A 25612-nucleotide genomic window follows, 5' to 3' on the forward strand; every position below is an offset into this window, starting at 1 on the left:
ACCTTGCGCAAAAGAAGCGTGCTCACTGTGTTCGCTGTCGCTAACCTTTTGCACGATAGCCGATGATAGTGTGGGGGCGGCCAGCGGTGGCTTTCCCATGTGAAAGTAGGGTGAAGGCGGGGATAAGAAAGTGAATAGTTTCACTTTCTACCGACTGAACGCGAGGCCTCTGGCCGTCGGCCGGACCATCGCCAGGGCCAATAAAAGAAACCCGTTGCAGCAATGCGACGGGTTTTTTGCGTTTAAGATGCTAACACGAGCTTTATGGCGAGGGCAGTGGATCGCATTCACGGTTGTGATTCTTTATGCCTTTTAAATACATTCTCTTAGCTGCGGTTAAACCAGCGCATTTCACCTTGCGTGAAAAGAGCGTGCTCACAGTGCTCGCTGTCGCTAACCTATTGTACTTAATTCATCCCTGAAGCTGGGTTCCATCGCGCATCCATGCGCTCATCTCTTCGAGCTGAGAAGCTGCGCTTCGGTCTCATTTCGTCCATATGAAAGTAGGACATTGCCAAGCGCCAAATAAAAGAAACCCAGCGCAGCAATGCGACGGGGTTTTTGCGTTTAAAGTGCTAAATTGTGCTTTAGGGCGAGGTGCAGTGAATTGCTTTCACGGTTGTCACCCTTTATGCCTTTTAAATTCATTCCCTTGGCTGCGGTTAAATCAGCTCACTTCACCTTACGCGAAAAGAGCGTACTCACTGTATTCGCTGTCGCTAACCTTTTGCACTTAATTCATCCCTGAAGCTGGGTTCCGTCGTGCATCCATTCGTGCGGTGTTTATCGCTATTATTTTATATCTTGGCTGTTTTCAATGTCTCTCGATATCCGAATGCAAGAAAATCCCGCAAAAGATGTCAAAATTTCCAGCTGATGATTTGGCAATCTTGAAATATTGTCATGTATTCATATATTGAAAAAACTAGATTTTTGGCCTTGTTTATTCCTTTTTTCACTATTGCTTAATTTTTCAAAGTATAGATTTCAACAGTACATTCTCTTTGAATTGAAATAACTATATGAAAAGTTTACTTAAAGTGCGTATTTAGAAAAAGTAATTATAATTTTTTCTCAAAATAATGACTCAACTTGAATTAAGTTTGTTTAAGGATTGAAATTAATGAATAAAACTTTCTATTGTAAATTTTTGCTTACAAAAAGAGGTGAATCAAGTTAAATTTAAGTTAAATTTGTTGTGTATTAATTCTACAATTGCGCTACATTTTGATTGGAAATTAACCAAATGACATAATAAAGGAACAAGTATGCGTAAATTAAACACACTCGCTTTTGCGGTATTGGCAGGCATGTCAGGTAGCTGTTTAGCTCAAGCTGAAATGATGTCAGTTGACCAAAGTAAAGCGATTGAAGATCAATACATCGTTGTATTTAAAACACCTGCAGTATTAAATGCTGCAAGTAGCATGGCTGTGTCTAGCTATGCAACTAGCCAAGCGCAAGCACTGACGACTCAGCACAATGTACAAGTTACTAAGAGCTTTAACGGTGTTTTAAATGGTGTGGTTGTAAATGCTTCTAAACAACAAGTAAAAGAATTACTTAACAACCCAAGCATTGACTACATCGAACAAGATCAGATTGTAACTATTACGCCTATGGTAGATGCAAGCGCTGACCAAGGAAATGCAATTTGGGGCTTAGATAGGGTTGATCAAAGAGACCTACCATTAAACAGCAATTATCACTACGACTTTGACGGCTCAGGTGTGACAGCATATGTAATTGATACAGGTGTGCGTATTTCACATGCGGAGTTTGGCGGTCGTGCTAGCCACGGTTATGACTTTGTCGACAATGATGCAGATTCAAGTGACTGTAATGGTCACGGTACTCACGTTGCTGGTACGATTGGCGGTGGTGAATACGGTGTGGCTAAGAACGTAAATGTAGTTGGTGTTCGTGTACTAGGATGTACTGGTTCTGGTTCATACTCGGGTGTTATTTCGGGCATTAACTGGGTGAAAGATAATGCGTCAGGTCCTTCTGTGGCGAACATGAGTTTAGGTGGTGGTGTTTCTCAAGCTGTTGATGATGCTGTAAACACTGCTGTTGCATCGGGTGTAACATTTGTTGTAGCAGCTGGTAACGATAACAGCAATGCATGTAACTACTCACCAGCAAGAGCTGCAGATGCTGTGACAGTTGGTTCAACAACGAGTTCAGATGCACGCTCTAGCTTCTCAAACTATGGTAACTGTCTTGATATTTATGCACCTGGTTCGAGCATCAAATCGGCTTGGTATAATTCTGACTCAGCGACAAATACAATTAGTGGTACTTCAATGGCTGCGCCTCACGTGGCGGGTGTTGTTGCATTGTATCTGGATGAAAACCCTAGTTTGACTCCTAGTCAAATTGACGCTCTATTGAGTTCACGTAGCTCAAAAGATAAAGTCAGTGATGCAAAATCAGGTTCGCCGAATGAACTACTATTCTCACTTGCTGATAGTACGCCTCCACCACCACCACCAACGCTACCTGAGCTAGATGACGGTGTTTCAGTTGGTGCAAGCGGTGCATCTGGTAGCGAAACACACTATCTGTTTAAAGTACCAGCAGGCAAAGATACATTGACTGTCACCCTGTCAGGTGGCACAGGTGATGCCGATCTTTATGTTCAGCAGGGTCAGAAAGCAACTCAAAGCAGCTATACGTGCCGCCCTTATAAGAGTGGTAACGAAGAAGTTTGTACTATCAACAACCCTGCAGCAGGTGATTGGTACATCATGTTACACGGTTACTCTGCATACTCTGGCGCGAGCTTAGTGGCAGCGACTTCAACAGGCGGTGGCGGCTGTGGTGCGAATTGTCTAGAAAACGGTGTACCGGTAACTGGCTTATCTGGCGCATCAGGTAGTGAAGTTGCTTACACAATTGACGTACCAGCAAACTCAACGCTTAGCGTAGAAATCTCAGGCGGTTCAGGTGATGCTGACTTATATGTAAGAAAGGACCAAGCGCCAACAACGACAACATATGACTGTAGACCATACCGTAACGGCAATAGTGAAACATGTACACTGACTAATAATGGCGGAGCAGCAACGTACCACATTATGCTACGCGGTTATAACACTTACTCTGGTGTTACTCTAAAAGGTAGCTACTAAGAGTAAGAAAAAAGGGAGCGTCATGCTCCCTTTTTCATGTCTTAATATACTTTACAAATGAGCCCTTTGAGGTAAAACCCTTCTGGGTAAAAACCGGCAATAGGGTGGTCAGGTGCTTGGTTCAACCTTTCCATGATGACAAGGTCACGCTTAGCGTCTAGCGCAGCATCAGCGACAACTTTTTGGAAGAGGTTTTGATCCATTAGTCCTGAACACGAGAATGTTAACAGTGTTCCGCCTGGCTTAAGTAATTGCATTGCAAGCATATTTATGTCTTTGTAGCCTCGACATGCACCCGTTAGCTGGGCTTTGCTTTCTGCAAATTTTGGCGGGTCCATGACAATAGTATCAAATTGCTTACCCATTTCTCGGTATTCTCTTAGCAATTTAAATACATCCTTTTTGACAAAGTCGACCTTGCTAAGGTCAAGGTTGTTATGCTCAACATTTCTTTTGGCGGTATCGAGGGCTGGCTGAGAAACATCAACATTGATAACTTCATCACATCCCCCCCTGAGTGCATACAAACTAAATGTGCCTGTGTAGCAAAAGCAATTTAATACCGTTTTACCTTTGGAGAACCTTTCCAGTGCCGCACGGCTATCTCGTTGGTCTAAATAAAAACCGGTTTTATGGCCGTTAATAATATCAACTTCCAATTTTAAGCCATTCTCTTCAATTAGAACGGTTTCTTTTGGTGCATCACCATGAAGAGGGCCTGTGATTTTTTCAAGGCCTTCTTTCTTTCTGACATCCACATCAGAACGTTCGTAGACTGCACATTCAGGGAACAACTCTCTCAGTGCAGCAACGATTTCTCCTTTGTGTCTTTCGGCACCTGCACTTAAGAGTTGGCAAACCAAGTAGTTGTCGAATTTATCGATTGTGATGCCCGGTAGCCCATCTGATTCTGCTGCACAGAGCCTGTAACCAGTTAGTCCGCCTTCGTCGATAACATACTCTCTCACTTGTCGTGCACGGCTTAAACGGCGCTTAAAGAAGCTTTGGTCAATTTGCTCTGACTCATCAAAAGTCCAGATCCGTGCTCTGATTTGAGAACTAGGACTATATGCCGCAGTGGCCAAGTATTGTCCATCATGGCTGTATACTTTTACTAAGTCACCAAGTCCAGGTTTACCTTTGATCTTTTTAATCGCTTTGGAGAATATCCAAGGATGTTTTCTTTTAAGAGATTTTTCTCGGCCGGGTTGTAAATACAGCGCACAAGACATATAAATTCCTTACTAAGTAGAATCCTGTCATTTTAGTGAAGGGGGTTCCAACATACAATGTGAAGGATAAGGTTTAGGTAAAAATGATGGTGAATATGAACGATTTTGAGCAAGTATTTAAGGAATTTATGCTTGGGACCCCTTTTGCCGACACGGCACATGATCTTTCTCATGTCCAAAGAGTGGTAAAAACAGCAAAGCAGTTGGCCATAGAAGAAGACGCTGATTTGGAGGTGGTGGTGCCCGCAGCATGGTTACATGATTGTGTTGCCGTTGCGAAGAATCACCCTGATAGAGCAAAAGCATCTAAATTGGCTGCGGACAAGGCTGAGCGATTCCTCATTGAAATTGGTTACCCTCAAGAAAAATTGGAAGGGATACATCATGCAATCGTTGCACACAGCTTTAGCGCCAATGTGCCACCGACAACGTTAGAAGCGCAAATAGTCCAAGATGCAGATCGGATGGATGCATTGGGGGCAATCGGCGTTAGCCGCTGCATGAAGGTGGGTGGCGCAATAGCGAGGCACTTGTACCACACCGCAGACCCTTTTTGTGCTGATAGGGATCCTGATGACAAAAACTATACACTCGATCACTTCTTTATTAAGTTGTTGCACATTGAGTCTCAAATGCACACACTGGCAGCTAAAAAGGAAGCACAACGTCGTACTGAGTTTATGCGCAGGTTTCTCGATGAACTTGCAAGAGAAATCAAAGAATAAAGCCGCTTGCTTAACGTGTCATTCGTTTTACGAACACGACGACAAAAAGTGCTAAAGAGAAGCTACCAATAAAAGCTTCTATCGTCGCAATAAGGCGAGTGATCCCAACAGGGGTTATATCGCCATAGCCCAAAGTTGTAAAAGTAACCACGCTGAAATAAAAGCAATTTAACATGGCGTGAAGGTTATCCTCTAAGGAAGCGGATGTATCAATACGGATAGTTTCATCATTATAATTAATGCCGAGTACAAAGTAGCATAGCGCACACAAAAGGATCATACCCAAACTGAACCTGATGACATTTTCAGGTTTTTCACCATAGCCGCAAAGCATATCAATAAAGCTAGAGACGAGGCGCTTTTTAGAGTATTTAGGGTATTGCGCATGACGCATTCGTAATTCACTGTATGTATACTTACCAGCCATCTCGAATAAGCCCTGTTGCTCAGCTCCTTTTCTGAGCAGTCTATAGATTTCTTCACTTTGCAGGTACAGATCTTGCGCTTCATCGTAGTTCTTTTGTTTGGTCGCTTCTATGGCCTGACTTTCTTGGAGTAATTTGTCGCCTAGGACGAGGTTGTCTATTCTTGTCGCATTAAGTTTAATGCCTAATATATTGGTATTTTCGAGTTTGCAGCAATGTAGGTTTGCGTCCCGTAAATCAGCTTTCATCAAAGAGGCACTTTTAATGGTGCTGTTAAAAAGATGGGCGCCATGCAAATTAGCACGATAAAAATTGCTGTAAGAGAGGTCATAGCCATTATGGTCGTTAAACTTAACTAAGTTTAACCCTTCAAGGTTAGCCCTTTTTAACTCTAACCCTTGTAATAATCCTCCTTTTTTAGCATAACGCTCAAGTTTTTGTGACAATTCTAATCCACTTTTGTCAAACTTGGCATCATGCCAAAAGCAATATCCAGAGCCCATATCGATTTCTTGGCAACTATGGCCATCAGGTGAGATATACTGGCATTTAGGTTTGTTGGTCATGGTCGTTTATTTTTTCTCCTGATAACTATAAAGGTAGCAGCAATTCTCAGAATTAAATGAAAAAGCAGCAAATTTTCTATGGAATTCAATTATCAATTAAAACTAAGCAAGCGCAGAAAGACCGTTGCAATCAAAGTGCGGACTTCTGGGATCTGTGTGTATGCGCCACACAATATTTGTAAAACTTGGCTCTCTAACTGGGTGCATTCAAAACAAAAGTGGATCTTGGAGAAGCAAAAATCATTGCATGAGCAGCCACCTAACACGCTGTGGGCGTCAAATAAAATATTAGTGTATGGACATGAATATGACTTGGTAAATGACGCGTCTAAAAGTGAAATTGATCATGATAATCGACGGGTGTATTTGACTGCTGACTGGCAGGAAAATAGTGCAGCCGCCATTATGGAAGTAAAGCAATTATTCACGGAAAATTTGAATGAGTACTTACTGTCAACTTTGCCTAAATATAAAAATTTAATGCAATCTGATTACACATCGCTAAAAGTCAGGTTTTATAAAAGACGGTGGGGGAGTTTGTCGTCAACAGGTGTTATTGCTTTTAACTGTGCGTTATTGGGTGCACCTAAATGGGTAATTAACTATGTTATTGTCCATGAGCTTGCACATTTTCATGTGATGGCGCACAACCGTGCTTTTTGGGACATTGTTTCACGTTTCGATCAAAACCATGTAAAAGCTAAGCAATATCTTAAAGCGTATGGCCAAACATTATCTGAATGGTAATTAAATTTGAAATATTAAGACAATAAGATAAGAGAGTGGTGGAGGGAGCTGGATTCGAACCAGCGAAGGCTGAGCCGTCAGATTTACAGTCTGATCCCTTTGGCCGCTCGGGAACCCCTCCGAATTGTACTTTGTGTTGATGGTGGAGGGAGCTGGATTCGAACCAGCGAAGGCTGAGCCGTCAGATTTACAGTCTGATCCCTTTGGCCGCTCGGGAACCCCTCCTCAACAACGGCGCTGATAATATCAAAGTTTTTGACGAAGTAAAGAAATGTCCTAAAGTTTTTTCAAAAAATGCCGATAAATTTTCATACTTTGATTTTTTTGGCGAAAATCCATGCAGATAGATGAATTGTTACTCAAGGAAGCGCAACTAGGCGTTGCACTGAATATTAGTGTACATGAATCACGAAGAGGTGATTTTGGATTACTCTTGAGTGCACTTTCACAAGATGCTTTGGATTTTAGTCAATTTGACCTTCCTCGCTCTGCGGTTGATGAAAAAGATAGCTCAGAGGAAGCATTAAAGAAGGAGTTGCAAGTTGGCCCTAAAAAGCCGCTTGCCCCCGCGGAGTTTGACTTTCTTATTGGGCAATATAACCGCCACTTTGTAAAAGATGGCGGCTTAGAAGACATAAAGTTAAATGAGTGTTTAGATCCAGAACCTTTGCATATTCGAGATGATAAAACGCACGTACCGCTGTTTGTTGTGGAAAACTTAGAACCAGCTGTTAGAGCGAGGCTTATCAAACAGAAGCAACCAGAGGTGAAAGGGAAAGAAAATGAAATTGATGCGGCTGGATTTTATGATCAGCTTGCCAGTGGCAAAATGCAATCTCAATTACGAGTATCTGTCTAAGTATGTACTTAACTTTTGAACACGAGTCAGGTTCGTTTGCAATTGGTGGCGATACAACGTAATCGCCACCCTTTAAAGCTTAAAGTGCTTTAACCATGGCACTTTTTAAACTTTTTCCCACTTAGGCATGGGCAAGGATCGTTTCTGCTTACTTTTTTATCATTGCTAGGATACAGCTCACCATCGAGATACACCCACCGCCCTTCCTCTTTTATAAATCGTGAGCGCTCGTGAAGCATGCCCAGTTGTTGGCCTTCTAAATAAGAGGCTTTAAACTCAACATATTGGAAGTTGTCATCGTGATTTGTGTCAATGATTTCCAAATTGACAAACTCAACCTGATTGGCAAAAAGTAGTATGTCTTCTGTGGTGTGCTCATGGCGTTTTTCCTGAGCATAAGTCTGTACAATATAATTACCTTCTTTCATACAGTATGCACTATACCGAGAGCGCATTAGCAGCTCCGCAGTTTCTGGTTGTCGTTGTCCAGATATAAACTTCTGACAACACTGTTCATAGGGTTGAGCTTGGCCACAAAAACACATAGAAAACCTAAATTATTAGTGCGCAACTTTTGACATTGGCATTCTGCACACCTCTTTAAAACAAAACAGGGTTGTGTCAGATTTAGTGAGGCTGCGTCGCTGAATTTGTTGAGCAGATAAAATACCTGGCCAAGTGATTACAGCCGCGAAGTTACCATTATGTAGCGCACGGTCTAGAGTATGCTCTAAGTTTATCAGATCTTTGAGCTTCAAAACTAGCAGCTTATTGATGTCAATGTCACAGTGATCCAGCATTGCCTTATTAACGGTATGGTCTGGCGCAATTAAGAGTGTCCAACCAGCTTTCGAATTGCAAAAGCCCAAAATTTTCATAAGTTCTAAGCTGGTTGTTGTTTCATCATGCGTATTCACAATATTAAAACTCGCATGATTGATTTGGCTATCTGATCTTGCTTTTAATATGGTCGTAGTATGTAACATAGTTATATGTACTGATTGTTTATACAGTATATATACAGTATTTCATACAGGGCTAATGATCAAGGTAACACTTGATGTTTTTTTGCTCTTTTTTTCTTTGTTTTACCCCAGCACCTACTAACTTTATGTTTTGAAATGGTTTAATTGATGGATTTGTTCATATAACGTTGCGGCATAGCATTGAGCATCTAAATAACGTTTTGTAGTTAAATGAGGCCTAACTTCTTTCAGTGTGCTTTCTGCTGCCATATTGCCTTGGCTCTGTGCCAAACTGAGCCATGCAACTCCGTGAAATACACTTTTTGGTACGCCTTGGCCCTTAATAAATAATAGGCCTAAGTAAAACTGGGCTTTGCTGTCACCAGACATAGCCGCCAATCGCATCCATTTGGCTGCTAAAGGATACTGTTTTTCTTTTATATAGTAGAGGCCTTTTTTGTAGGCTTGCTCAGGACCTTGCTCTTGTGGCCAGTGATGTTTTGGGTCGGGCGCTTGCGTTACAAATTCGAGCACATTCAACAGTTGCTGCTCTAAGTCACCACTGTAAGCCTTTGTAGATTGACTGTTTTTCATACTCACTTCACTTATTACAACCTAGCCTACAGTGTAGCTGATTTTTGCCTTATTTGTCCGTTAAAGAAGTCTATTTATGATAAAATCGGCGCCCACGTTTCCATTTAAAATACAAAGACATGCTAGAAAGACTTTTTTCGCTCAAAGCGCTTCAGACGAATGCAAAAACTGAAGTTGTGGCAGGACTGACTACGTTTATCACGATGGTTTACATTGTGTTTGTAAACCCTGCAATGCTTGCGCAAGCAGGTATCGATCATGGTGCAGCGTTTGTTGCTACTTGCTTAGCAGCCGCTATTGGCTGTTTCATCATGGGATTTTGGGCTAACTACCCATTGGCATTAGCACCTGGTATGGGCCTAAATGCATTTTTCACCTATGGTGTTGTGCTCGGTATGGGTCATAGTTGGCAAACTGCGCTTGGGGCTGTTTTTCTATCTGGCTGTTTATTCCTTTTATTAAGTATTTTTAAAATAAGAGAGTGGGTGATACAAGCGATTCCTGTCGTGCTTAAACGGGCTATCGCAACAGGCATAGGTGCATTTCTGGCATTAATTGCACTGAAAAATGCAGAAATTATCGTGTCTAGTCCCGCTACATTTGTACAATTAGGTGATATCACTAGTCCGGGACCTCTTTTGGCTATATTCAGTTTATTCGTGATCACTGCGCTCATGTACCGTGAGTTCAAAAGTGGTGTCTTGATCAGTATCCTATTGGTTACGTTGATTGCTTGGGCCGCCGGTTTAGTTGAGTACACCGGTATTGTGTCAGCGCCGCCCAGTATTGCGCCAACGTTTGGGCAATTGGATATTGCTGGTGCGCTAGAAGTAACAATGTTAAGTGTTGTTTTTGCGTTTTTATTCGTGGATTTATTCGATACTAGTGGCACCTTGGTTGCGGTTACTCAAAAAGCTGGCATTGCTGATGAAAAAGGAAACATGCCGCGTTTGGGCAGAGCGCTTTCTGCAGACAGTACGGCTACGGTGGCAGGCTCATTTTTAGGAACGTCCACCACTACGTCTTATATTGAATCAGTATCTGGGGTTTCCGTGGGGGGCCGCACAGGCTTAACTGCGGTTGTAGTAGGTGTGTGCTTTTTACTGATGATGTTTTTTGCGCCATTAGCACAGATGGTGCCTGCTTACGCAACGGCTGGCGCAATTCTCTATGTCGCAGTGTTAATGCTTCAGAATTTGAAATTGGTGAACTGGGATGATATGACCGATGCAATTCCCGTCAGTGTCGTCTTATTGATGACCCCACTGACATTTTCTATAGCGCACGGCATTGCGCTTGGGTTTATTTCTTATACGGCGGTCAAATTAGCCTGTAACAGAAAAGATGAAATTTCCATGAGTGTTTGGGTACTGACGGTTTTGTTTATTTTGAAATTCGCTTTTAGCTGATCACCATTTCTTTTTGGGTGCGAAAAGGACGTCCAAATCGTCCTTTTCTTTTTCTGCTTTTTTCTTTACTGCTGAGGCATTTGAGGCCTTTAATTCAACGCTAATCTCATTTAGGTAGCCTTCGAGCTGGTTCTTTTTCTCAGTGACATACTCATCGCTATACGTTACTGCCATAATCGTTGCATAGGCTTTTTCAAAATATTGCCTTGCCGAACCAACCATATTGGCAGTTTTAGCTGAGAGTCCACGCTTGATTTGGCTTTCGACGTTAATGCGCAATTGAATTTTTTCTAGTCGTCTGTCTTCTTTTACAAAAACTTGCGTGTCAACTTTCCCTTTACTGTGTTCAGAGCGTAGTAAATGTCTTAGTTTCTTTATGCCTTGAACTAAGGCTATCAACTGTTTATCGTTGTCGGGTAAGGACACTTTATCGCTATCACTGAGATTGGGGACATCATTGCTCATTCTCTCTTGAGATTCATGTAGGCGATTCTTTAATTCCCGTGAGGTAGGAGACAACTCCACCATTGTCGCTAGGGCATCGTGTATACGTTTTTGAATAATTCTTAGCATATCTCCAGTCATAGGAATATTTGAACTATTCAATAACACGTCTTCGGATTCTTCAATGACCCGCTTTTGCTTTGACAACTCTTTGCGTCTTTCAGCTTCTTGTTTCTCTTTATGTTGCTGAATAGCACTGACCCACACCGCAATTACAACCAAAGCAACTATCAATAATATTATGATGGAAACAAACATACCCGAATCTCTACGTAAACTACCCAAGGCGATAATTTTTTATATTACATCAAATAATTGTATATTGGATAGTTTTAATAACAAGGTGTATGTAAATGAATTTGAATACACCATTTTTCAGTATAGACGGATCTAATACAGATTTCTTATATGATTGCTCAATTGTTACAATTACTATCAGCTACCTAATAAATATGCTAGCCTAGGGAAGGATCCGACTCGGCGCTCTGCGTAAACCGTAAACCAAGTCGCTTATTAGATAACAAATAAAAAAATAAACAATGTTATGAAATTACAACAATTGAAATACATCGTTGAAGTACTGAATCATAATTTGAATGTGTCTGCCACCGCTGAGAGCCTTTATACTTCTCAACCAGGCATTTCAAAGCAAGTACGTATGCTAGAAGACGAATTGGGTGTGCAAATTTTTGGTCGTAGTGGTAAACACTTGACGCATGTTACGAGTGCGGGCAATGAGATCATAAACATCGCGCGTGAAATTTTATCGAAGGTGGAAGGCATAAAGGCTGTTGCCAATGAACATACGTTACCTGATCAAGGCAAGTTGAATATTGCAACGACGCATACACAAGCTCGTTACGCGTTGCCGCCGGTCATTCAGGGGTTCATGCAAAAATATCCCGCAGTGTCACTACATATGCACCAAGGTACACCTCAACAGATCTCTGACGCAGCTGCGCGTGGTGATGCGGACTTTGCGATTGCAACAGAAGCGCTGCATTTATATGGCGATTTAATTATGTTGCCATGCTATCACTGGAATCGCAGTATCGTAGTTACAAAAGACCATCCGCTTGCGCAACTTGGTAAAAACATCACTGTTCAAGATGTTGCAAAATACTCTCTTATTACTTACGTATTTGGGTTTACAGGTCGGTCTGAATTAGACAAGGCGTTTAATGCACATGGACTGGAGCCACATATCGTGTTTACGGCAACAGATGCGGATGTGATTAAAACTTATGTTCGTCTGGGGCTGGGTGTCGGTGTTTTGGCGACAATGGCTGTGGATGATATCGCCGATAAAGATTTAGTGTGTATAGACGCTAGTCATTTATTCGAAGCCAGTACGACGAAGATTGGCTTTAGAAAAGGCAGTTTTTTGCGTGGCTATATGTATGATTTTATAGAGCGTTTTGCACCACATTTAACGAAAGATGTTGTTGAGAAAGCAAGCTTAATGCGAAACCAAGATGATGTTGATGCGCTATTTGAGAATGTCACCTTACCAATAAAATAAAGCCGCAAAGTGCGGCTTTATTTTATTGCTGGTATAAAAGTTTGGGGTTAACACTCGATAATGTTAACCGCAAGCCCACCACGTGCAGTCTCTTTGTACTTAGTTTTCATATCATTACCGGTATCTAGCATCGTTTTAATGACTTTGTCTAAAGAAACTTTTTGCTCACCAGTGCCACGCAAAGCTAAACGAGAGGCATTGATTGCTTTGACAGCGCCCATGGCGTTTCTTTCAATACAAGGGACTTGTACGAGGCCGCCGACCGGATCGCAGGTAAGTCCAAGATTGTGTTCCATGCCAATTTCTGCTGCATTTTCTACATGGACAACGTTGCCGCCCATAATCTCTGTAAGCGCGCCCGCAGCCATAGAGCAAGCGACGCCCACTTCACCTTGGCAGCCAACTTCCGCACCAGAAATAGATGCATTTTTCTTATAGAGAATACCAATTGCAGCAGCGGTAAGAAGATAACGTGTGGCTATTTCAACGTCTACCTCTTTGATGAATGTATGATAATACATTAACACGGCTGGCAGAATGCCCGCAGCGCCATTTGTGGGAGCTGTGACTACACGACCACCAGCGGCGTTTTCTTCATTGACTGCAAGCGCAAATAGATCAACCCAGTCCATTGCTCTGAGAGGATCATTACTATTCTCTACATTCAGTTTAAGATAAAGGCTTGGCGCACGGCGTTTAACTTTTAATCCACCTGGCAAAATACCTTCAGTGCGCATACCACGTTCAGTACAAGCTTTCATCACTTCCCAAATATTGAAAAGCTCTTGCTTAATTTCAGCTTCACTGCGCAATGTTTTTTCATTGGCCATCATTAATGCCGACACACTTAAGCCTGTTTCTTTGCAGATACTCAATAATTCTTCGGCCGTGTCGAAAAGGTATGGCGCAGGGTTTTGCTCTCGAACATCTAATGCAGCTTGTTTTTCTGCCTCAAAATCTTCGTCAGTAACGATAAAGCCGCCACCAATCGAATAGTAAATTTGACTGTGAAGCAGCTCATCACCTTTATAAGCTTGGATCTCCATAGCATTGGAGTGTTTTGGCAGCGTTTTTCGGCGATGGAAAACAACGGCACCTTGTTTTGGAAAGTCCGCTTTATGTTGTTGATCTAAGTAGATCACTTGCTCTTGTTCTATTTTTTCTAGTATTTGAGGAACAAGGTCGGCGTCAATGGTTTCTGGATCATATCCGGCGAGACCTAGAATGACAGCCTTACCTGAGCCGTGACCAATACCTGTTTGACCAAGAGAGCCAAATAGCTCTACTTTAACCGCAGTAACGTCGCCAATTAATTTACTGTTCTGTAGATCTTTGACGAACAGACGCGAAGCGCGCATCGGTCCGACCGTATGGGACGAGGAGGGTCCAATACCGATACTGAACATATCAAATGCACTAATCATAAATTTTACTCATCATTGCCTCTGAACGGGCGCACATAATAACGTTAATTATTGCAGAAGTAACCCGTTATCGGATGGAAAATAACGTTTTACTAGATGATTAAATAAGGGTCTTGGTAAATTTCGTTATAATGCTTGCTGTTGCGCCCCACAAAAGCCCATGAGGTGTCATGAACCCTTTGATGCTTATGGCTTTCCCTCGAAAGTTAGTAGGGTAGGTTTGCCATTGATCGGTGTCCATCAAATCTCGTAATGAGAGCGTAAAAACGTTATCAACTTCGTCACTTGTTGACGTCCAAGTCGCACTGTTTTCGACTTTTGCTAAGATGGGGGTAATATGAAATCCGCTCAAGGAGCTATGTGTTTCAAGTTGGCCTAATGGCGTAACAAAGCGCCTTGGCAGGTTTATTTCTTCAAAGGTTTCCCGCAGTGCAGCATCTTGTACAGAGTTGTCTTGGGCTTCTATTTTTCCTCCCGGAAAACAAATTTGACTCGGATGTGCTCTTAAGTTCGCATTGCGCTTACATAGCAGTAAATGTGCCTGCCCATCTAATTCAATCAATGGTACAAGCACCGCGCTTTGCACGCCGACAAACGTTTTGCTGGGAGGTAAAGTCGTCGACAAGGTATATTTGCTGATTATGTGTGCGAGCTTCATTTAAGTATAGGCAGTATTTTGTTTACCTTATGATAAGTTTCTTGATACTCCGCGTCTACTTTTGAATCGGCGACAATACCACCTCCTGCCCAGCAATAAATCGTATTATTCTCACAGACGAGTGTACGTATGGTGATGGATGTATCCATATCGCCACTAGCACTGATGTAACCGATAGAACCACAATAAGCACTGCGACGATGTGGTTCGAGCTCTTCAATGATTTCCATGGCTCTAATTTTAGGGGCGCCAGTAATTGAACCTCCAGGAAAGGCAGCTTCGAGCTGATCGACAGCACTTCGACCGTCCGCCAATTCACTTGTTACTGTACTGACGAGATGATGAACGGCTGGAAAACTCTCTATCTCAAACAATTTGGGTACATTTACTGAGCCAGGCTTGGCCACTTTACTTAAATCATTGCGCAGCAAATCGACAATCATGACATTTTCAGCTCTGTCTTTGCTTGAATTACGTAAAATCTCCGCCTGTGCTTTATCTTTAACGGGATCTGATAAACGAGGTAAAGTCCCTTTTATTGGTTTTGTTTCTACGTGGTTTGATCTAACAGAAATAAATCGTTCTGGAGAAACGGATACAATGGCCTTATCGTCACCAAGATTATAGAAAGCGCTAAAAGGAGCCTTATTGTTGGCCCTGAGTTTAGTATATGCCAGCCATGGTGTACCGGCGTACTGCGCACTAAAACGTTGGGCTAAATTTATTTGGTAACAGTCACCACTTAAAAGGTATTGATGTATCTTGTCAAACTTTGCTGTGTATTGAGGTTGGGTCATGTTTGACCGCCAATCGGTGAGCAACTCAAAAGGGGCAGACTGCGCGACTGGGCCATGTATAATGCTTAAGTACAGGTCAAGTCGATTGACATGAGGTTGCGAAACATAAAACCACTGCTGCTTTTTATTATCGAAGATAAGCGCATCAAGGTACAATCCTGCCGTCATATCCGGCAAAGAGATATCAACACTTGCCTGTTCTGGTAATTTTTCAATATATCGGCCTAAATCATATCCAAAGTATCCTAACCAACCGCCGATAAAAGGCACGCCGTCGATCTGTGTGGTGCACAGGTTAGACAATTTCTTTTTTAGTACGTCAAAGACACTAGATTGCTGCTGTGTACCATCAAGAAATGTTTTTCCATTTTTCGCTTCAAGGATATGTTCTGGATTGAAGCTAATAATGTCGAAATGACTATTTTCGTGTTTTGCATCGCTAGAATCTAGCAATATTGCATACTTTTTTTGTGCAAATTGCGCAAAAACTTCAACTGTAGAGAGTGAAATGTCAACTGCAATACAATTATTCTGTGCATTTATCATTTACTTGACCCTGAAAACTAGCCCGAAACGGGCGAGGAGGTTATCATAATTAGATATGAATCTATAGAGTAGAAAAGCGATAACTATTAACCATAGTAAATGTAGGGGCAAACATGGCAAACTCGGGGCATGCAGTCGGTTTGTTATGTAACTTGGATTTAATGTGGGTAGCCTGCTTTTTTGCTTTTCAAGTACACGTCATTTAGTAACCCTAAATGGCAAATAAAGGAACCGTCATGAGCACTATCCGTCAGCAAGATTTTATTGATAGCATTGAAGATGCATTACAATATATTTCTTTTTATCATCCGCTTGATTTTGTACAAGCTTTAGAAAAAGCTTATAACAACGAACAGAGTAAAGCAGCAAAAGATGCCATTGCGCAGATCTTAATAAACTCTCGTATGTCTGCAGAAGGCAAGCGCCCATTATGTCAAGATACGGGTATCGTTACATGTTTCGTGAAAGTGGGTATGGACGTTAAATGGGATAAGACCGATTTAACTGTTCAACAAATGGTGGACGAAGGCACACGTCGTGCGTACACCAACCCTGATAACCCTTTGAGAGCATCGATTGTTGCAGATCCAGCGGGTAGCCGTAAAAACACCAAAGATAATACACCTTCTGTGGTCCATGTAGACTTAGTGCCTGGTGCAGAGGTCGAAGTGATGATCGCGGCGAAAGGCGGCGGTTCAGAAAATAAAACTAAAATGGCAATGCTAAACCCTTCAGACGACGTTGCTGCTTGGGTCGAAAAAACCTTACCTACAATGGGCGCTGGTTGGTGCCCGCCGGGAATGATAGGCATTGGTATCGGTGGTACAGCTGAGAAAGCAGCTGTACTGGCGAAAGAATCACTGATGGATCCAGTTGATATCCATGACTTACAAGAGCGTGGTGCAGAGACAGCTGAGGAGAAATTACGCTTAGATATTTTTGAAAGGGCTAACAAGCTGGGTATAGGCGCACAAGGTCTTGGCGGTTTAACCACCGTTGTTGACGTTAAGATCAAAACAGCACCAACGCATGCAGCTTCAAAGCCTGTTGTGATGATCCCTAACTGTGCGGCAACACGTCATGTACACTTCACGCTGGATGGTTCTGGTCCTGCCGATCTTAAGGCGCCTAAGCTTGAAGACTGGCCAGAAGTGACTTGGGAAGTAGGTGAAGATACGCGTCGTGTGAATTTGGATACACTAACAAAAGATGATATCCAAGACTGGAAAATGGGTGAAACAGTTTTACTTTCAGGTAAAATTTTAACTGGCCGTGATGCAGCTCATAAGCGCTTACAAGAAATGATAAACTCTGGACAGGGTCTACCTGAAGGGGTCGATTTTACGAATAAGTTTATCTACTACGTCGGCCCGGTAGATGCTGTTGGTGATGAAGTGGTTGGCCCTGCTGGCCCCACCACGTCGACGCGTATGGATAAGTTCACTGATTTGATGCTAGAGAAAACAGGCTTAGTGGGTATGATTGGTAAAGCAGAGCGAGGCCCTGCAACAGTTGAATCTATTAAGCAAAATAAAGCGGTTTATTTGATGGCGGTTGGTGGTGCTGCATATCTCGTTGCTAAGGCTATTAAAAAATCACGCGTCGTGGCATTTGAAGATCTGGGTATGGAAGCTATCTACGAATTTGAAGTAGAAGATATGCCAGTAACCGTTGCAGTAGATAGTGAAGGGGCCAATGCACATACTCAAGGCCCGGCAATTTGGAAAGCTAAAATTGAAGAGCTTGATAGCAAATTAAGCTAATAACACATCATCTTAAAGGCGGTTGTATTACCGCCTTTTTTATCTTGTCGCCTCATCCCTGCAATTTTTTAGTTGTAACAACCCATCATTTTTATATCTCGCCTTCAAGACTTGGTTGTTTATTATTCAATACATTTATAGGGGAATAGAGCAGATTTTGTTAACAAACTTATTTGATTCCTTCCTGTGTAAATTTATACTTACAATGCGTCATTGCTTTACGTTTACGTAAACAGAAGCTTTGAATTTAAGAGGTATTTCTAATTAATCATATTAATTTTTGTGAGATTAATGGTTTGATTTGCCTTAATCTATTTATAAGTTGAATTATTTATGTGTGATGATGAAGTGTTGAGCTTAGATCATCTCATTTGCTGGATTGACCAGAGGGTTAATGATAGAGTCTGGCCAATTTCAGCGCTATCTGACACGTTCAGACAATAATCGGAGAATAATCAAAGTGGCTGTATTTAACCAAGTTGAATTTGATAACCATGAACAAGTTGTGTTTTGCTCAGATGAAAAGTCGGGCCTGAAGGCAATCATTGCTGTACATAGTACGAAACTAGGTCCAGCGGTTGGTGGCTGTCGTTTATGGGATTATGCAGAAGATCAAGACGCGGTATACGATGTATTACGTCTGTCAAAAGGTATGACGTACAAGAATGCAGTAGCACGCTTACCATTTGGTGGTGGTAAATCTGTGATCATTGGTGACGCGAAAAGCATCAAATCTGAAGAATTGTTCAGAGCTTTCGGTAGACACTTAGAAAGACTCGGTGGTAGTTACTATTCAGCAGAAGACGTAAATATCACAACCGGTGACGTCATGGAGATGCACAAGGAAACTAACTACGTGTTAGGTCTTGAAGGTAAGAGCGGCAACCCATCTCCTTTCACCGCTTTAGGCACATTCTTGGGCATTAAAGCAGCCTATCAGCATAAGTTTGGTCATCAGGATTTAACAGGTGTTAAAGTCGCTGTCCAAGGTTTAGGTGCTGTGGCATATGGCTTGTGTAAACATTTACACGAGGCTGGTGCAAAATTATTCGTTACTGATATTAACCAAGCATCCATTGATCGCGTTGTTACGGATTTTGGTGCCGTTGCGGTAGATGTTGACGAAATCTATGACTTAGACGTTGACGTATATGCGCCATGTGCACTTGGTGCGACAGTTAATGATGAAACAATCCCTCGTATAAAAGCCACTATTATTGCTGGATGTGCTAATAATCAGCTTGCAGAGCCTCGTCACGGTGATGTCTTGCGTGAAAAGGGGGTTTTATACGCTCCTGATTACGTCATTAATGCTGGTGGTATCATTAATGTATACTACGAAACTAAGCCAGAAGGGTATAACGAAGCACTCGCTACTCAGCATGTTGAGGGTATCTTCGACACATTAGCTGAAATTTTCAAGCGATCAGATGTAGAACAAAAATCTACGCACGTTATTGCTGATGAATTGGCACAAGAAATCATCGAGAATGGATTATAATCCAATTTCTTTGAAGCTATACTAAAGGGCGAATTCGCCCTTTTTTTATAGTTGTTATAATGAAAAAAATCGCTTTAACTTCTTGGGAGCGCAAAGAGCACTTCGAGTTTTATCAAGACTTTGCAGACCCAAACTTCAATATCACTACCAATTTAAATATCCATTCGCTTTATTTTAGCGCTTCTCAGGCTGATCTGTCCTTCACTTACTGCTATCTTTATTGTTTAGCGAGAGCAATTGAACAGTGTGATTTTATGCGATATCGCATTGTAGATAAGTGCCCCGTTGAAGCAGAATCGGTGACGATTAGCAGCACATTTTTAAAGAGTGACAATACGTTTAGATTTGTTACGTTGAGTGAAAGTAAAAATGTACATGAGTTCATCAAACAATCAGAAAACAATAAAAGCATAGCATTGGAACAGCCTTTAATGGGCGATATGTTTTTAGCAAATAGCCATTCGGTAGAGCAAGTATACGTATCAATCTTGCCTTGGTTTCAATTCAGCAGCTTTAAACATGCTAGTCATGACGGGGACAACTTGGGCATACCAAAAATAATTTTTGGTAAATTAAATGAAGATAAAAATAGTCTGCCCGTATCGATAGAGGTACACCATGGCTTAGTCGATGGGTACCATATTTCATTGTTCCTAGATGAATTTCATCGCCAAATCATTGCGTTATGCAGTTATTTAGAAGAGGAAAAAAATTTTTATCAACAATAATATTGTGTTATATGCAATTTTTTATTGTGAAAATTTCTTGCTAAGAGATTGAAAGTTATAGGCTAATCAGACAATTAAAGTACTATTTAGGTTATTTTTTGGCTGTTTTTTAACTGTAATAAATTGTTAATTAAGTTGCTTTGTGTATGAAAAGTAAGTGATTTAAGTTTTTTTTGGTTGTTTTGTTGTTAATGTGATGTTTTATTTCATTTTATTAGAAAAGCGATTACAAAATTAGTTTTAAACATGAAGTTGACATGGGCAAATGCATTTAGCATTATTGCACGGTTGATACTTCTAAAAAGGTATCCGGGGTACTCTTCACAAGTTAGAGTGCAAAAATTATAAAAGTAACATTACTTAATTGGTTGGGAACTATGTCTGTTAAAATCAGAAAGAGTCTTGTAGCTTCAGCGTTATTTGGCGCAGCAGCATTTGCAAGCAGCAATGTGATGGCAGATCCTTTGAATGACATACAGAAAGTAGGTCAGCAAACTCAAAAGGCTGCTCAAAAGTCTCAAGAAAAAGTTGATAATATTTACGGTCAGTCAATCGAAATGATTGCAGAATACCGCACTACTGTCGATGAAACAGAACTTCTAAAAGTTTACAACGACCACGTTGCACGTTTGGTTGCGGACCAAAATGCAAACATTGAGTCTCTAGAGCGTCAAATCGCGACAGTTGATAAAACTAAGCAAGACGTTGTGCCTTTGATGTATCGCATGATTGATACACTCGAGCAATTCATCAAAGCGGACGTCCCGTTCGATACTGAAAAGCGTTTAGAGCGCGTAGAAAGACTACGTGAAACACTTTCAAATGCTAAAGTAACTACTTCAGAGAAATACCGTCAGGTACTAGAAGCTTATACTGTTGAAACTGCATACGGTACAGCAATGACTGCTTCTCAAGGTTCTCTTGAAATTAACGGTAAAAACATCAACGTTGACTTCGCTCGTCTAGGTCGTATCGCTTATGTTGCTCAATCATTCGATCAAAAGAATGCCTGGGTTTGGGACAACAACGCGAAGCAGTGGCAAGCATTAGGTGAAGAATACCTTAAGCCTATCAAAGACATGATCCGTATTGCACGTGGTCAGGCTGCCCCAGAACTAGTTAAACTTCCTATTTTCGGCGCGGAGTAATAAAACATGAAGAAACTATTTAAAGGTTTTGCAGTTGCTGCAGCATTAACAGTTTCTGCTGGTGCCGCGTTGAATGCACATGCAAACACGGAAGCACTTGACAAGATCCTAGAGCAAGTTAAACAGAATCGTATTTCTGAAGGTAAAATTAACAAAGCTCGTGAGCAAGAGTTCTTGTCTGAGCGTGCTGACAAGCAAGCACTACTAAACAAAGCTAAGCGTGACCTAGCTGCTGAAAAAGCACGTGGTGAGCGTCTTAACAAAGAATTCAAGCAAAACGAAATTACACTTGCTGACAAAGAGACTGAGCTAGTAAATGCGCAAGGTACTCTTGGTGAGATGTTCGGTGTTGTACGTCGTTCATCAGCTGATGCAATCGGTTCAATCGAAGCGTCAATCGTTAGTGCTGAAAAGCCAGGACGTGCTGAAGTTCTTCGTTCACTCGCTGCTGCTAAAGAGCTACCAACGACTCGTGAACTAGAAGAGCTTTGGATTGCATTCCAAACTGAAATGACAGAATCTGCTAAGACTTCTACTTTTGAAGCTGAAGTAGCTGAGCTAAGCGGTGACATCAATGTTAAGCAAGTTACTCGTATTGGTAACTTCAACCTTGTAACTAAAGATGGTTACGTTGTATACGACGCAGAGAACAAGTCAATTGTTCCTCTAGGTAAGCAACCTGCTTCAAACGTTATTGCGACGGTTTCAGACCTTCTTAACACGTCTGCAAGCAACTATGTTCCTTTCGTAGTTGATCCAACACGTGGCGCGATTCTTCGTCTTAACACTCAAAAAGCAAGTGTTGAAGAGCGTTGGCACCAGGGTGACACAGTTGGTTACATCATCACTGCATTGTTAGCACTAGGCGCACTAATCGCATTAGTACGTTTCCTAGACCTAATGGTCGTTGGTGCTAAGATCAAGTCACAAATCAAGAACGCTAACAACCCAAGTGACAACAACCCACTTGGCCGTATCTTGAAAGTGTACCATGACAACAAGAACCAAGACGTTGAGAACCTTGAGCTTAAACTTGACGAAGCAATTCTACGTGAAACGCCTCGTATTGAAGCTGGTATCAACATCATCAAGATTCTTGCAGCTATCGCTCCGTTACTAGGTCTACTAGGTACGGTTGTTGGTATGATCTTGACGTTCGAATCAATTACTCTATTCGGTACTGGTGATCCGAAGATCATGGCAGGTAACATCTCTCTAGCACTTGTTACAACAGCACTTGGTCTAATTGCTGCGCTACCACTAATCCTACTTCACGCGATTGTTGCGGGTCGTAGTAAATCAATCCTACATATTCTTGACGAGCAAAGCGCGGGTATCGTTGCTGCGCACGCGGAGAAGGAGAAAGCATAATGCTAGTCCTGGTGGAGACGTGGGAATCTATCAGGGATTTTGTTGCTACAGGCGGCGACGTATTATTCGTTGTCGCAATGGCACTCTTTCTTATGTGGGTATTAATGATTGAGCGCTATTGGTTCCTATTAGTGGAATTCCCTAGAATGCATAAGGGGATTGTAGCTAGATGGGATGCCCGCCAAGATACTACATCTTGGTACGCACACAGAATCCGTGAAGCATGGGTTTCTGAAGCGTCTGAAAAATTAGATGAGCGTATGTTGATTATCAAAACATTGGTTGCAATGTGTCCATTAATCGGTCTACTAGGTACAGTAACAGGTATGATTTCGGTATTCGAAACCATGGCTACGCAAGGTACAGGTAATCCGCGTTTGATGGCATCAGGCATTTCAATGGCGACGATACCAACAATGGCTGGAATGGTTGCGGCACTATCAGGTGTATTCTTTAGCACTCGTCTTGAGGCGAGAGCAAAAATGGCTAAAGAAAAACTAATCGATAGCTTGCCACATCACTAGAGAGAGATATAAATATGGCACGTAAACAGCGTTTTCGTGAGGAAGAAGAAGCTGCAGTAGATATGACACCGATGCTTGACATCGTATTCATCATGTTGATCTTCTTCATCGTAACTACCTCTTTTGTTAAAGAGGCAGGCATTGAAGTTAAAAAGCCAAAAGCTGCACAGGCTCAAACTAAGAAAAATGCGAACATCTTTATCGCCATCCGTGAAAACGGTGAGATTTGGATGGATAAGCGTCAAGTAGATGTTGAGCGTGTAAGCGCTAACCTTGAGAACCTATTAGCTGAACAACAAACTGAAACAGTCATTATCCAAGCGGATAAAGGTGCTAAGCACGGTGTTGTTGTGAAGGTAATGGACCAAATCAAGGCGACTGATGACGGTCTGAAGATTTCAATAGCTGGAGCTAAGTAATGATTCGAATTCTGTTTTCACTTCTAGCAGGTGGGGCAGTAACTTTCGGCTTGTTCTTCTTTATGTCTTACCTAATCTCCGGTGGAGCTGATAGGGCAGACAACCAAAAGGAAGAGATCATAGTCGAGATTATGTCGAATCCACCTGAATCAGACGTGCAGGAGAGGAAGCGTGTACCGCCTCCACCTCCTCCACCGCCAAAGCAGCCGCCTAAGCCGCAGCCGCCACAGCCAGAGACTTCTAATCCTGCTGCAGGCGCTATCGGTTTCAACATGCCTAGCATCAATATTGGTGGTACGGCAGGTGGTCTGAGTGGCCCGGGTGATTTCGGTCGTGATGGTGAAGCAACACCGATCGTTCGTATTGAACCTAAATACCCACCGCAAGCAGCGCGTGATGGTAAAGAAGGCTGGGTACAGCTTGAATTTACAATCAACGAACTTGGTGGTGTAGAAGATATTAAAGTAATCGCAGCTGAACCGAAGCGTATTTTCAACCGTGAAGCGCAAAGAGCACTTCGTAAATGGAAATACAGACCAAAAATTGTTGACGGCAAGCCTGAAAAGCAATTTGGTATTCAAGTTCAACTTGATTTCAAACTTAACCAAGACTAAGGAGTAAGATATGAAGCAAATGTCAAAAGCAACAGCTCTTGCTCTGATGATGTCTGTCGCTGGCGGTGCTTTGAGCACCGCTGCAGTTGCGGCTCCAGATCCAGCAAAGATCGAAGAGCGTAAAAAAGCGAAGACTAAAGTCATGGGTGAGCGTGTTGGTAAAAAGGTTATCAAAGCATTTGACCTTTACAACGAAGATAAAGTAGACGAAGCAATTGCTTTACTACTTGAGATCGACGCTTCAGATGAGTTTGATAAGGCAACGGTTAATCGCTACTTAGGTAACCTATATGCTCAAAAAGAAGAGTATAAAACGGCTATCAAGTACATTCGCCAAGCGATTGCGCCTGATGTACTAAACTTCAAAGATCAAGCAGATCTAATGAAGTTGCTAGGTGACCTATTAGTAGGTACTGAGCAGTATGAAGGTGCGAAGAAGGCTTATTACGACTGGATGGACTTTACGGGTGAAGAAGACTCAAAAGTTTACGGTCGAATCGCACAAGCTAACTACGAACTTAAAAAGTTTGCTGATGTGATTAAGCCTGCTGACCAAGCTATTGCTTTAAATAAAGAAGAGCCTAACAAGTCATTCTACATGCTTAAAATTGGTTCATACTTTGAACTTAAGCAGTTTAAGAATGCAGTTAGTGTTGCTGAGGAACTTGTTAAAATCTTCCCGGAAGACAAGCAAGTTTGGACTCAACTTGGTTCTTTCTACATGCAAACCGAGCAGTACCGTAAAGGTCAAACTGTGATGGAAATTGCATATGAGAAAGGCTACTTTGAGAAAGAGAACCACTACAAGATTCTTGGTAGTTACTACTCTTTGAATGAAATCCCTTACAAAGCGGCTATTACGTTTGAAAAGGCAATCAAAGATAAGAACATTGAGCGAAATAAGCAAAATGTGACTGCAACGGCAAGTTACTTCCACCAAGCGAAGAACATTGCAAAAGCAGCTCAGTACTACGAAGAAGCAGCTAAATTTGAAGATGACGCAGAGTTGTATAGAAAAGCAGGTAGCTTGTTGTTACAAGACTTGCAATATGCAGCAGCAGTTGTTCGTTTGAATAAAGCGCTTGAGCTTGGTTCTAAGAAAAAGGGTACAATTTACTCTGACTTAGCAGAAGCTTATCTTTATCAAGAAAAGTACAAGCAAGCATATCGCGCGATTGTTAAGGCTCAAGAAGATCCGAAAACACGCAAATTTGCTCGCAGCTGGGCCTCTTTCATCAAAGAGAAAGCACAGCGTAAAGGCATCAGCCTTTAATCTAAAAGCCCCGTAAGGGGCTTTTTTGTTTCTCCATTAAAGCTTGATTTAGCGCACGACTTTTCATTTTATATTGCATAAACTACCTTGAGTCGTTACTACCACTTTCCGAAATGTGTTAGCCACGTATTGTTCAAATAAAACGTCGAATTATTATCTAGCAT

Annotated in this window: 24 protein-coding genes and 2 tRNA genes; 15 read left to right on the plus strand and 11 right to left on the minus strand. The window is 41.9% G+C overall.

Features of this window, described 5'->3' with window-relative positions:
- The first annotated feature begins 1268 nt into the window (after window positions 1–1268).
- The gene (locus tag L1286_RS21410; protein WP_235409090.1) at window positions 1269–3134 is read left to right on the plus strand and encodes a S8 family peptidase; all 1866 of its coding nucleotides are present in this window, start codon (window positions 1269–1271) and stop codon (window positions 3132–3134) included.
- A 41-nt stretch (window positions 3135–3175) separates the two neighbouring features.
- Here L1286_RS21410 and L1286_RS21415 read toward each other — a convergent pair whose 3' ends face one another.
- Window positions 3176–4366 (minus strand): class I SAM-dependent methyltransferase, encoded by a 1191-nt coding sequence (locus L1286_RS21415; protein ID WP_235409091.1) that lies wholly within the window; start codon window positions 4364–4366, stop codon window positions 3176–3178.
- A gap of 86 nt (window positions 4367–4452) precedes the next feature.
- Here L1286_RS21415 and L1286_RS21420 point away from each other — a divergent pair, with 86 nt between their 5' ends.
- Window positions 4453–5091: an HD domain-containing protein gene (locus L1286_RS21420; protein ID WP_235409148.1), complete on the plus strand. Its 639-nt coding sequence runs from the start codon at window positions 4453–4455 to the stop codon at window positions 5089–5091.
- A gap of 10 nt (window positions 5092–5101) precedes the next feature.
- On the opposite strand, the gene L1286_RS21425 is transcribed toward L1286_RS21420, so the two are convergent.
- The gene (locus L1286_RS21425) at window positions 5102–6082 is read right to left on the minus strand and encodes an ion channel (RefSeq protein ID WP_235409092.1); all 981 of its coding nucleotides are present in this window, start codon (window positions 6080–6082) and stop codon (window positions 5102–5104) included.
- 78 nt (window positions 6083–6160) lie between these two features.
- On the opposite strand from L1286_RS21425, the gene L1286_RS21430 reads away from it, so the two are divergent.
- Window positions 6161–6829, plus strand: a complete 669-nt coding sequence (locus L1286_RS21430) for a M48 family metallopeptidase (protein ID WP_235409093.1) — start codon at window positions 6161–6163, stop codon at window positions 6827–6829.
- Between the two features lie 36 nt (window positions 6830–6865).
- On the opposite strand, the gene L1286_RS21435 is transcribed toward L1286_RS21430, so the two are convergent.
- Window positions 6866–6950 (minus strand) — tRNA-Tyr (locus L1286_RS21435).
- A gap of 19 nt (window positions 6951–6969) precedes the next feature.
- Window positions 6970–7054 (minus strand) — tRNA-Tyr (locus L1286_RS21440).
- Between the two features lie 112 nt (window positions 7055–7166).
- Between L1286_RS21440 and L1286_RS21445 the strand changes: the two genes are divergently transcribed.
- Window positions 7167–7688, plus strand: a complete 522-nt coding sequence (locus L1286_RS21445) for a VC2046/SO_2500 family protein (protein WP_235409094.1) — start codon at window positions 7167–7169, stop codon at window positions 7686–7688.
- Window positions 7689–7777: 89 nt separating this feature from the next.
- Here the strand turns inward: L1286_RS21445 and L1286_RS21450 are convergent, their stop codons facing one another.
- From L1286_RS21450 to L1286_RS21460, 3 genes are all read right to left on the minus strand, one after another.
- Window positions 7778–8233, minus strand: coding sequence for a YchJ family protein (locus L1286_RS21450; RefSeq protein WP_235409095.1), 456 nt, complete (start codon window positions 8231–8233; stop codon window positions 7778–7780).
- A 15-nt stretch (window positions 8234–8248) separates the two neighbouring features.
- Window positions 8249–8674, minus strand: a complete 426-nt coding sequence (locus L1286_RS21455) for a SulA-like leucine-rich domain-containing protein (RefSeq protein WP_235409096.1) — start codon at window positions 8672–8674, stop codon at window positions 8249–8251.
- 123 nt (window positions 8675–8797) lie between these two features.
- On the minus strand, window positions 8798–9247 hold the full coding sequence (locus L1286_RS21460) for a sel1 repeat family protein (protein ID WP_235409097.1): 450 nt from the start codon (window positions 9245–9247) through the stop codon (window positions 8798–8800).
- Between the two features lie 119 nt (window positions 9248–9366).
- Here L1286_RS21460 and L1286_RS21465 point away from each other — a divergent pair, with 119 nt between their 5' ends.
- A complete protein-coding gene (locus tag L1286_RS21465) occupies window positions 9367–10656 on the plus strand; it encodes an NCS2 family permease (RefSeq protein WP_235409098.1) in 1290 nt (429 codons plus the stop codon).
- Here the strand turns inward: L1286_RS21465 and L1286_RS21470 are convergent, their stop codons facing one another.
- On the minus strand, window positions 10657–11418 hold the full coding sequence (locus L1286_RS21470) for a hypothetical protein (protein ID WP_235409099.1): 762 nt from the start codon (window positions 11416–11418) through the stop codon (window positions 10657–10659).
- A 286-nt stretch (window positions 11419–11704) separates the two neighbouring features.
- On the opposite strand from L1286_RS21470, the gene cysB reads away from it, so the two are divergent.
- Entirely contained in the window at window positions 11705–12682 is a 978-nt protein-coding gene (cysB, locus tag L1286_RS21475; RefSeq protein WP_063357101.1) for an HTH-type transcriptional regulator CysB, read from the plus strand.
- Window positions 12683–12729: 47 nt separating this feature from the next.
- Here cysB and L1286_RS21480 read toward each other — a convergent pair whose 3' ends face one another.
- The 3 genes from L1286_RS21480 to pabB all read right to left on the minus strand — a co-directional run bounded on the left by L1286_RS21480 (window position 12730) and on the right by pabB (window position 16107).
- Entirely contained in the window at window positions 12730–14106 is a 1377-nt protein-coding gene (locus L1286_RS21480) for an L-serine ammonia-lyase (RefSeq protein WP_235409100.1), read from the minus strand.
- A gap of 100 nt (window positions 14107–14206) precedes the next feature.
- Complete coding sequence (locus L1286_RS21485; protein ID WP_235409101.1) at window positions 14207–14731, minus strand: NUDIX hydrolase; 525 nt, start codon at window positions 14729–14731, stop codon at window positions 14207–14209.
- Window positions 14732–14760: 29 nt separating this feature from the next.
- Entirely contained in the window at window positions 14761–16107 is a 1347-nt protein-coding gene (gene pabB / locus L1286_RS21490) for an aminodeoxychorismate synthase component I (RefSeq protein WP_235409102.1), read from the minus strand.
- A gap of 236 nt (window positions 16108–16343) precedes the next feature.
- Here pabB and L1286_RS21495 point away from each other — a divergent pair, with 236 nt between their 5' ends.
- The 9 genes from L1286_RS21495 (at window position 16344) to L1286_RS21535 (ending at window position 25448) form a co-directional block, all read left to right on the plus strand.
- Complete coding sequence (locus tag L1286_RS21495; protein ID WP_235409103.1) at window positions 16344–17870, plus strand: fumarate hydratase; 1527 nt, start codon at window positions 16344–16346, stop codon at window positions 17868–17870.
- A gap of 460 nt (window positions 17871–18330) precedes the next feature.
- Window positions 18331–19371, plus strand: coding sequence for a Leu/Phe/Val dehydrogenase (locus tag L1286_RS21500; RefSeq protein WP_235409149.1), 1041 nt, complete (start codon window positions 18331–18333; stop codon window positions 19369–19371).
- 59 nt (window positions 19372–19430) lie between these two features.
- On the plus strand, window positions 19431–20099 hold the full coding sequence (locus L1286_RS21505; RefSeq protein WP_235409104.1) for a CatA-like O-acetyltransferase: 669 nt from the start codon (window positions 19431–19433) through the stop codon (window positions 20097–20099).
- Between the two features lie 377 nt (window positions 20100–20476).
- Entirely contained in the window at window positions 20477–21247 is a 771-nt protein-coding gene (locus L1286_RS21510) for a DUF3450 domain-containing protein (RefSeq protein WP_235409105.1), read from the plus strand.
- 6 nt (window positions 21248–21253) lie between these two features.
- Window positions 21254–22618 (plus strand): MotA/TolQ/ExbB proton channel family protein, encoded by a 1365-nt coding sequence (locus tag L1286_RS21515; RefSeq protein ID WP_235409106.1) that lies wholly within the window; start codon window positions 21254–21256, stop codon window positions 22616–22618.
- The gene (locus L1286_RS21520; protein ID WP_039607761.1) at window positions 22618–23142 is read left to right on the plus strand and encodes a MotA/TolQ/ExbB proton channel family protein; all 525 of its coding nucleotides are present in this window, start codon (window positions 22618–22620) and stop codon (window positions 23140–23142) included. The genes L1286_RS21515 and L1286_RS21520 overlap by 1 nt, the downstream gene beginning before the upstream one ends.
- Window positions 23143–23156: 14 nt before the next feature.
- The gene (locus tag L1286_RS21525) at window positions 23157–23561 is read left to right on the plus strand and encodes an ExbD/TolR family protein (protein WP_023402250.1); all 405 of its coding nucleotides are present in this window, start codon (window positions 23157–23159) and stop codon (window positions 23559–23561) included.
- Window positions 23561–24175 (plus strand): energy transducer TonB, encoded by a 615-nt coding sequence (locus tag L1286_RS21530; protein WP_235409107.1) that lies wholly within the window; start codon window positions 23561–23563, stop codon window positions 24173–24175. Before L1286_RS21525 ends, L1286_RS21530 begins: the two co-directional genes overlap by 1 nt.
- Before the next feature lie 10 nt (window positions 24176–24185).
- Complete coding sequence (locus tag L1286_RS21535; protein WP_235409108.1) at window positions 24186–25448, plus strand: hypothetical protein; 1263 nt, start codon at window positions 24186–24188, stop codon at window positions 25446–25448.
- The last annotated feature ends 164 nt before the right edge of the window (window positions 25449–25612 follow it).

The sequence above is a fragment of the Pseudoalteromonas sp. SMS1 genome (genome assembly GCF_021530565.1).
In the GTDB taxonomy this organism is placed as follows: domain Bacteria; phylum Pseudomonadota; class Gammaproteobacteria; order Enterobacterales; family Alteromonadaceae; genus Pseudoalteromonas.